Origin of the sequence: Delftia sp. UME58, assembly GCF_014170385.1 — a bacterium.
GTDB lineage: Bacteria > Pseudomonadota > Gammaproteobacteria > Burkholderiales > Burkholderiaceae_C > Comamonas > Comamonas acidovorans.
This window is the reverse complement of the sequence record NZ_LZZV01000085.1, coordinates 21,734-29,130: the sequence shown is the minus strand read 5'-3', so window position 1 is coordinate 29,130 and position 7,397 is coordinate 21,734. Positions and strand designations below refer to the sequence as shown.

6 protein-coding genes and 1 pseudogene are annotated in these 7,397 nt (G+C 62.2%); 2 read left to right on the top strand and 5 right to left on the bottom strand.

Translation table 11 applies throughout. The features are described 5' to 3' along the window. From A9976_RS31460 to A9976_RS20865, 5 genes and pseudogenes are all read right to left on the bottom strand, one after another. Nucleotides 1–252: pseudogene (locus A9976_RS31460) on the bottom strand (energy transducer TonB); the annotation flags it as partial. A gap of 101 nt (nt 253–353) precedes the next feature. Then, nucleotides 354–626, bottom strand: coding sequence for a bacterioferritin-associated ferredoxin (locus A9976_RS20880; RefSeq protein ID WP_012206420.1), 273 nt, complete (start codon nt 624–626; stop codon nt 354–356). Between the two features lie 106 nt (nt 627–732). After that, nucleotides 733–1,860, bottom strand: coding sequence for an alpha-hydroxy acid oxidase (locus tag A9976_RS20875; protein ID WP_183020600.1), 1,128 nt, complete (start codon nt 1,858–1,860; stop codon nt 733–735). A gap of 117 nt (nt 1,861–1,977) precedes the next feature. Further along, the gene (locus A9976_RS20870; RefSeq protein ID WP_012206418.1) at nt 1,978–2,277 is read right to left on the bottom strand and encodes an SWIB/MDM2 domain-containing protein; all 300 of its coding nucleotides are present in this window, start codon (nt 2,275–2,277) and stop codon (nt 1,978–1,980) included. A 216-nt stretch (nt 2,278–2,493) separates the two neighbouring features. Next, on the bottom strand, nt 2,494–3,444 hold the full coding sequence (locus A9976_RS20865; protein ID WP_183020599.1) for a DMT family transporter: 951 nt from the start codon (nt 3,442–3,444) through the stop codon (nt 2,494–2,496). A 362-nt stretch (nt 3,445–3,806) separates the two neighbouring features. Here A9976_RS20865 and aceA point away from each other — a divergent pair, with 362 nt between their 5' ends. Continuing rightward, nucleotides 3,807–5,138 carry an isocitrate lyase gene (gene aceA / locus A9976_RS20860; protein WP_183020598.1) on the top strand — a complete coding sequence of 444 codons (1,332 nt, stop codon included), beginning with the start codon at nt 3,807–3,809 and terminating at the stop codon, nt 5,136–5,138. A 308-nt stretch (nt 5,139–5,446) separates the two neighbouring features. Beyond that, nucleotides 5,447–7,378, top strand: a complete 1,932-nt coding sequence (gene thrS / locus A9976_RS20855) for a threonine--tRNA ligase (RefSeq protein WP_183020597.1) — start codon at nt 5,447–5,449, stop codon at nt 7,376–7,378. Nucleotides 7,379–7,397: the final 19 nt, after the last annotated feature.

Below are 7,397 nucleotides of genomic sequence, written 5' to 3'. Positions count from 1 at the left end.
CTTCTTCACGACCGGCTGGGGCTTGGGCGGCGGCGGCGGAGGAGGGGGCTTGGGCGCCTCGGGCTCGGGCGCGGGTGGCGAAATGAATTCCGCAATCACCTGGGCTGGCACGATGACCTCTTCGGGTGCGCGCTGGAGCAGGCCATGCTGCATCGCCCAAAGGGTTGCTGCATGCAGGACCACGACCGAACCCGCGATGGCCACGTTACGGCCAAGGCCCCCGGGGGGGCCAAAACGATCAGACTGGGACATAGAGACAGAAGGAGCGGTCAGCGTATGGGAGCCGGGTGCTGTCGCTCGGAAGACGGAGTATCAGCTGCGCAGAATCCACCAGGTGCATGTAACGACGAGGATCAGGCTGCCGACAAGTGCTGAGAGGAGGACCATGCTTTGCTCTCCAGAATGTTGTTGGCAAGCTGGACGGTCTGGGCCGCGACCTCGTTGTGGATGGCCGCCACGGGCTGGCTGGCGCAGCATTGCGCAACCACATCCCGGGCGCAGCTCTCGCAGCGGCCGCACTGCATGGCGATACCCAATTCGAATTGGATCTCGTCAAAGCTCATGCCCGCATGAGCGTGGCGTGCGATCTCACGGTCGGAAACCCGGCGGCATACACAGACGATCATGGCTACAGGCAGTAGTGGCTGGCTATTGATAGGATGAAAAATTATAAATGAGAATTCATCGCATTTGCAATTCTTGGTTGTCTGTAGGGCTGTATGGTGCTCGGCTTTACTCGGTATCCAGTAGTTCCACAGTGGCCTGGCCAAGGGTGGCGCACCCTGTCAGCGCCATGGCGATCTCCAGCTCATCGCGCAGCAGCCTCAGAACATGGGCCACGCCGGCGGCGCCTGCATTGGCCAGGCCCCAAAGTACGGGGCGGCCTATCAGAACCGCCGTCGCACCGAGGGCGACCGCCTTGAGCACGTCTGTGCCGCGCCGTATGCCCCCGTCGGCCAGCAACGGCAGTTCATGGCCCGCGCCGCGCACGGCCCCGGCCACGCGGGCAAGGGCCGTTGCCGTTGCCGGTGCCGTGTCCAGCGTGCGCCCTCCATGGTTGGAGACGATGATGCCCGCTACTCCCAATCTCGCGGCCTGCAGCGCATCGGCCGGGTGGAGCACGCCCTTGAGCAGCAGCGGCAGCCGTGTCTGCTGCTGCAGCCAGGCGACGTCATCCCAGGTGGGGGCATGGTGCAGCAGGCCATCGAACAGGGCGCTCTGGCCTGGTGCGAGTCGCATGGCTTCAAGTGGCGCCATTCCCTGCAGATTGACGGCGGACACTCCCGGCGGAAGACAAAAGCGCGCGCGGCGTTCACGGTCACGCACACCGCTGGTGGGCGCGTCCACCGTCAGCACCAGAGCTTCGTAGCCTGCGGCCTCTGCGCGCTTGATCAATTGCCTGGTAAAGCCACGGTCGTGCTGCAGATAGAGCTGGAACCACAAGGGGCCATGGCCAGGAGTGAGCCGTGCTGCCTGTGCCACTGTCTCCAGCGGCAGGCTGGCCTGTGTGCTGAGCACCATGCCCGCGCCCAGCGCCGCTGCGGCATAGGCCGTTGCAAGCTCTGCGTCCGCATGGGCCATGCGCTGGAAGGCCATGGGGGCCACCAGCAACGGGCAGGCCAGCTCCCTGCCCAGCAACTGCAGCCGGGTGTGACCGCCTGCAAGGGGGCGGAGCACGCGCGGCCACAGTGTCAGCGCATCCCAGGCGCTGCGGTTGGCCGCAAGACTGCGCTCATCGGCCGCGCCGCCCGAGAAGTAGGCCCAGGCGTTGTCGTCCATCCGTTGCCGCGCATGCACCTCGTGGTCGGCCAGATTGATGATGCCGTCGGGAACGGCTTGCAGCGCGGGCACTTGGCTCATGGCATTGGAATGTTGTCGGTGTGCAGCATCTCCGGCAAGGGGAGGAGATGGCATCCCGGAAAAAAGAAAAGCCGGCCCAGGGGCCGGCTTTCATCCGTCTTGGCACAGGCCCGAGGATTACTTGACGTGCTTGCCGATCAGGCCAGCCATCTCGAACATCGAGACCTGGGGCTTGCCGAACACTTCCTTGAGCTTCGCGTCGGCGTTGATCATGCGCTTGTTGGCAGCGTCTTGCAGCTTGTTGGCCTTGATGTAGACCCACAGCTTGCTGATGATCTCGGTGCGGGGCAGGGGAGTGGAACCCACCACGGCAGCCAGAGCGGGGCTGGGGGTGAGGGGTTTCATGAAGGCGGCGTTGGGAGTGCGCTTCTTTGCGGGAGCTGCCGGAGCAGCCGTTGCCTTCTTTGCAGTTGCCATGTTGCTTGTTCCTAGTATGGAGTGGATTCTTTACCAGCGAAAAACCGTCGCTATCCACTGGCAGGCTGATGCTAATGGGAAAAAAACGCTCTTCCAAGCTTACCCGTCAAATTTTTGCCTCGATTTGTTGCTGTGGCGCTGTTTTTTGAGGAGTTTTTGCATTCTGGCTCGCTTTCGAGGGCCGCACTGGCAGGTTGGCCGTCGGCACCAGCGTTTTCAGAGGGGGCTGGCACCGCTCGCGGAAGGGTGTTGTGCAAGGCGTTTTCTGCCCGGCCAGGTGGCCACGAGAATGCCCAGCAGGGCGATCGCAAAGGCCAGCGCCTGCATGGATGTGACCCGTTCGCCCAGCACGCACATGCCGACCACGGCGGCGCTGATCGGCAGCAGTACCGTAAAGGTGCCGGCCTGGGAGGCTGGCACGTTGCGCAAGCCTGTCATCCACAACCACACGGTCCACACGCAGGCGGCAAGGGCGTAGAACAGCAGCAGACCCCAGGTGCTCCATGTCACGCTGCCGAAGTCGAAGCGCCACGCCAGGTACAGCCCGAAGGGCGTGGACAGCGCAAATCCCCAGAGATTGACGATGGAGGTGATGCGCTTGGGTCCCAGGGATGTGGTCAGGCGCTTGCCGATGACGGCGTAGAACGCCTCGCAAAGCACGGCGCCGACCAGCAGCGCCTGCCCCAGCCACGCCTGCGGTGAGACCGATGATGCCGAGGTGGCGCCAGCGTCCGGGCGGGACAGCGCATACAGGCCGATGCCCGCCACGGCCAGCGCAATGGCCAGCCAGGTGCGCGCAGCCACGCGCTCGCGCAGAAACAGCCAGCTCATCAAGGCCACGGCAGCAGGGATGGCAGCCATGGTCACGCCGGCCGTGACAGCGCTTGTCAGGCTCACGCCAGTCACCATGCAGATGGTGAAGAGAAAGTTGCCGAACAGCGACTCAAGAAACAGCAGGCCCTGCGTGCGCCGAGACAGGGGTGCCTCGTCAGCCGGCTTGCGCAGCCAGCGCAGCATGGCGATGGCCCCGATGCCAAAGCGCAGCCAGGCCAGCAGCAGCACCGGAAAGATGGCCGCCAGGGGCTTGGAGAGGGCGACATAGCTGCCGACCAGGGACATGCTCAGCGCCAGGCAGGCATAGGCAGATCTGCGATGGGAGGTGTTCACGGCAAGTGCAGGTTTGAGAGGCGGGAGCGCCACCTGAACGCGCGATGGTACCTGTGAGCGCGTCCGGCGTGCGTGACATGTGCCTGTCGCGGACGCTTGCCATGCTGTGGTGACTTTTCATGGCATGGAGTTCATGTTTCGCATTGTGAAATATTGAAATGCTGCATTGCGCCAATTTTTCTCAATACGAGAAATGTGATTTCATATTGAGAAATATGAAAATAACTCGTTGATTTAAATGATAAAAAAATTAGTCTTGTATAAGACATAAGATGTTGTCGAGGTCTTCTATAAGACTTAAATTTGATCCCAAGGCCGACGCAAGAAAGCCGCTTGTTTCAACCACCTCCCAGGAGAGCAACATGCCCCAATCCCTGACCCAGCAACTGAGCCGCGAACAGCAGATTTCCGCCCTTGAGAAAGACTGGGCGCAGAACCCCCGTTGGAAAGGTGTCAAGCGCGGCTACAGCGCAGCCGACGTGGTGCGTCTGCGCGGCAGCCTGCAGCCCGAGTACACGCTGGCCCAGCGTGGCGCGGAACTGCTCTGGGACAGGATCAACGGCGGTGCCAAGAAAGGCTATGTGAATGCCTTTGGCGCCATCTCCGCAGGCCAGGCCATGCAACAGGCCAAGGCCGGCCTGGAAGCGGTGTACCTGTCGGGCTGGCAGGTGGCTGCCGATGGCAACACCAGCGAAACCATGTACCCCGACCAGTCGCTGTACGCCTATGACTCCGTGCCCACCATGGTGCGCCGCATCAACAACACCTTCAAGCGTGCCGACGAAATCCAGTGGGGCCGCGGCATCAATCCCGGCGACCAGGAATTCATCGACTACTTCCTGCCCATCGTTGCCGATGCGGAAGCCGGTTTTGGCGGCGTGCTCAACGCCTTCGAACTGATGAAGAACATGATTGCCGCTGGCGCAGCCGGCGTGCACTTCGAGGACCAACTGGCTGCCGTGAAGAAGTGCGGCCACATGGGCGGCAAGGTTCTGGTGCCCACCCAGGAAGCCGTCGAAAAGCTGATCTCCGCGCGCTTTGCCGCTGACGTGATGGGCGTGCCCACCATCGTGCTGGCCCGCACCGATGCTGAAGCCGCCAACCTGATCACCTCCGACCACGATGCCAACGACAAGCCGTTCCTGACCGGCGAGCGCACACAGGAAGGCTTCTACCGTGTCCGCAATGGCCTGGAGCAGTCCATCAGCCGCGGCGTGGCCTATGCGCCCTATGCCGACCTGGTGTGGTGCGAAACCGGCGTGCCCGACATCGGCTTTGCCCGCGAGTTCGCCCAGGCCGTGCATGCCGCCTGCCCAGGCAAGCTGCTGAGCTACAACTGCTCTCCTTCGTTCAACTGGAAGAAGAACCTCAACGACAGCCAGATCGCCTCCTTTCAGGAAGACCTGTCTGCGCTGGGCTACAAGTTCCAGTTCATCACGCTGGCCGGCATTCACATCAACTGGTTCAACACGTTCAAGTTTGCCCACGCCTACGCCAACGGCGAAGGCATGAAGCACTACGTGAACATGGTGCAGGAGCCCGAATTCGCAGCCCGCGAGCAAGGCTACACCTTCGTGTCGCACCAGCAGGAAGTGGGTGCAGGCTACTTCGACGATGTGACCACGGTGATCCAGGGTGGCTCGTCCAGCGTCAAGGCACTGACCGGCTCCACGGAAGAGGAGCAATTCCACTGAAGCGCGGCTTCGGTGAGTGCAACTTCAGGTAGATAGGGGTGAGAAAGCGTCCGGGGCCTTGTGCTTCGGGCGCTTTTTCTTTGCTGGGGTTAAAATGGCGGAAGTTTTCAACTGACAACAACTGACAAGGGCGAGAAAGGCATCATGGTTATGACACCGCGAACTACATCGGAGATGTACACCGGCCGCTAGCGGCTGGCGGTTCGCGCCTGCACGAGATTCACTCGACCCCAAGAAAGCGCGGACCTGGCTCCGCGCTTTTTGCTTTTGGGGGATGCGCGCCCCCTGAGAAATATTTTAGGAATCCCATGATCCACATTACGCTTCCCGATGGTTCGCAACGTGAGTACCCCGGCCCGGTCACCGTGGCCGAAGTGGCCGCATCCATAGGCACGGGCCTTGCCAAGGCGGCACTGGCCGGCAAGGTGGGGGCTGGCGAGGACGCCAAGGTGGTGGACACCAGCTTCGTCATCGACAAGGACATGCCCTTGTCCATCGTGACGGCCAAGGATGCAGATGGCCTGGACGTGATCCGCCATTCCACGGCCCACTTGCTGGCCTATGCGGTCAAGGAACTGTTCCCGGAGGCCCAGGTCACCATCGGCCCCGTGATCGAGAACGGCTTCTACTACGACTTCTCGTACAAGCGGCCTTTCACCCCCGAGGACCTGGTCGCCATCGAAAAGCGCATGGCCGAGCTGGCCGCCAAGGACGAGCCCGTGGTGCGCCGTGTGCTGCCGCGCGACGAGGCCGTTGCGTACTTCAAGGGCATCGGCGAGAACTACAAGGCCGAGATCATCGCCAGCATCCCCTCCAATGAGGATGTGAGCCTGTACCGCGAAGGCAGCTTCGAAGATCTGTGCCGCGGCCCGCACGTGCCCAGCACCGGCAAGCTCAAGTTCTTCAAGCTGATGAAGGTGGCTGGAGCCTACTGGCGTGGCGACCATCGCAACGAGATGCTGCAGCGCGTGTACGGCACGGCCTGGGCATCGAAGGACGACCTGCAGCAGTACCTGCACATGCTGGAGGAGGCTGAAAAGCGCGACCACCGCAAGCTGGGCCGCGAACTGGATCTGTTCCACATCGACGAGCATTCGCCGGGCACCGTGTTCTGGCACCCGAAGGGCTGGTCCCTGTGGCAAGAGGTCGAGCAGTACATGCGCCGCGTGTACCGCGACAACGGTTACCAGGAAGTCAAGGGTCCGCAGATCCTGGACAAGACCCTGTGGGAGAAGACGGGTCACTGGGACAAGTACCGCGAGAACATGTTCACGACCGAGTCGGAAAAGCGCGACTACGCGCTCAAGCCGATGAACTGCCCCGGCCACATCCTGATCTTCAAGCAGGGCATCAAGAGCTACCGCGACCTGCCGCTGCGCTACGGCGAATTCGGCCAGTGCCACCGCAACGAGCCCACGGGCGGCCTGCACGGCATCATGCGCGTGCGCGGCTTCACGCAGGATGACGGCCACGTCTTCTGTACCGAAGACCAGATCCAGCCCGAAGTGCTGGCCTTCACCACGCTGCTGCAAAAGGTCTACGCGGACTTCGGCTTCAGCGACATCATCTACAAGGTCGCCACGCGCCCCGAGGCGCGCATCGGCTCCGATGAAAGCTGGGACAAGGCAGAAGCTGCGCTGATCAACAGCCTGGAGGCTTCGGGCTGCGAGTACGTGATCTCGCCCGGCGATGGCGCGTTCTACGGCCCCAAGATCGAGTACACGCTCAAGGACGCCATCGGCCGCCAGTGGCAGTGCGGAACCATCCAGGTGGATTTCTCCATGCCCGAGCGCCTGGATGCGGAGTACGTGGGCGAGGATGGCGACCGCCATCGCCCCGTGATGCTGCACCGTGCCATCGTCGGCAGCCTGGAGCGTTTCATCGGCATTCTCATCGAGCAGCACGCTGGCGCCATGCCGACCTGGCTGGCTCCCGTGCAGGCCGCCGTGCTCAATATCACCGACGCGCAGGCGGACTATGTGCGGGAAGTCGCACAAAAGCTGCAAAAAGCATTTCCGAATCAAGGCCTTAGGGTGGCGACAGATCTGCGCAACGAAAAGATTACGTATAAAATACGGGAGCATTCGTTGCAAAAGCTGCCTTACATCCTTGTTGCTGGCGACAAGGAGAAGGCCGCTGGTGCAGTGGCAGTGCGCGCACGGGGCAACAAGGACCTCGGTGTGATGTCGGTCGATGCGTTCATTGAACTCGTGGCCAAGGACATCGCGGCGAAGGCCTGATGGAGCATCTCCAAAGGCA

Coding starts and splice junctions, on each gene's coding strand:
- A9976_RS20880 (WP_012206420.1), bottom strand. CDS start 626: ATGATCGTCTGTGTATGCCGCCGGGTTTCCGACCGTGAGATCGCACGC.
- A9976_RS20875 (WP_183020600.1), bottom strand. CDS start 1,860: ATGAGCCAAGTGCCCGCGCTGCAAGCCGTTCCCGACGGCATCATCAAT.
- A9976_RS20870 (WP_012206418.1), bottom strand. CDS start 2,277: ATGGCAACTGCAAAGAAGGCAACGGCTGCTCCGGCAGCTCCCGCAAAG.
- aceA (WP_183020598.1), top strand. CDS start 3,807: ATGCCCCAATCCCTGACCCAGCAACTGAGCCGCGAACAGCAGATTTCC.
- thrS (WP_183020597.1), top strand. CDS start 5,447: ATGATCCACATTACGCTTCCCGATGGTTCGCAACGTGAGTACCCCGGC.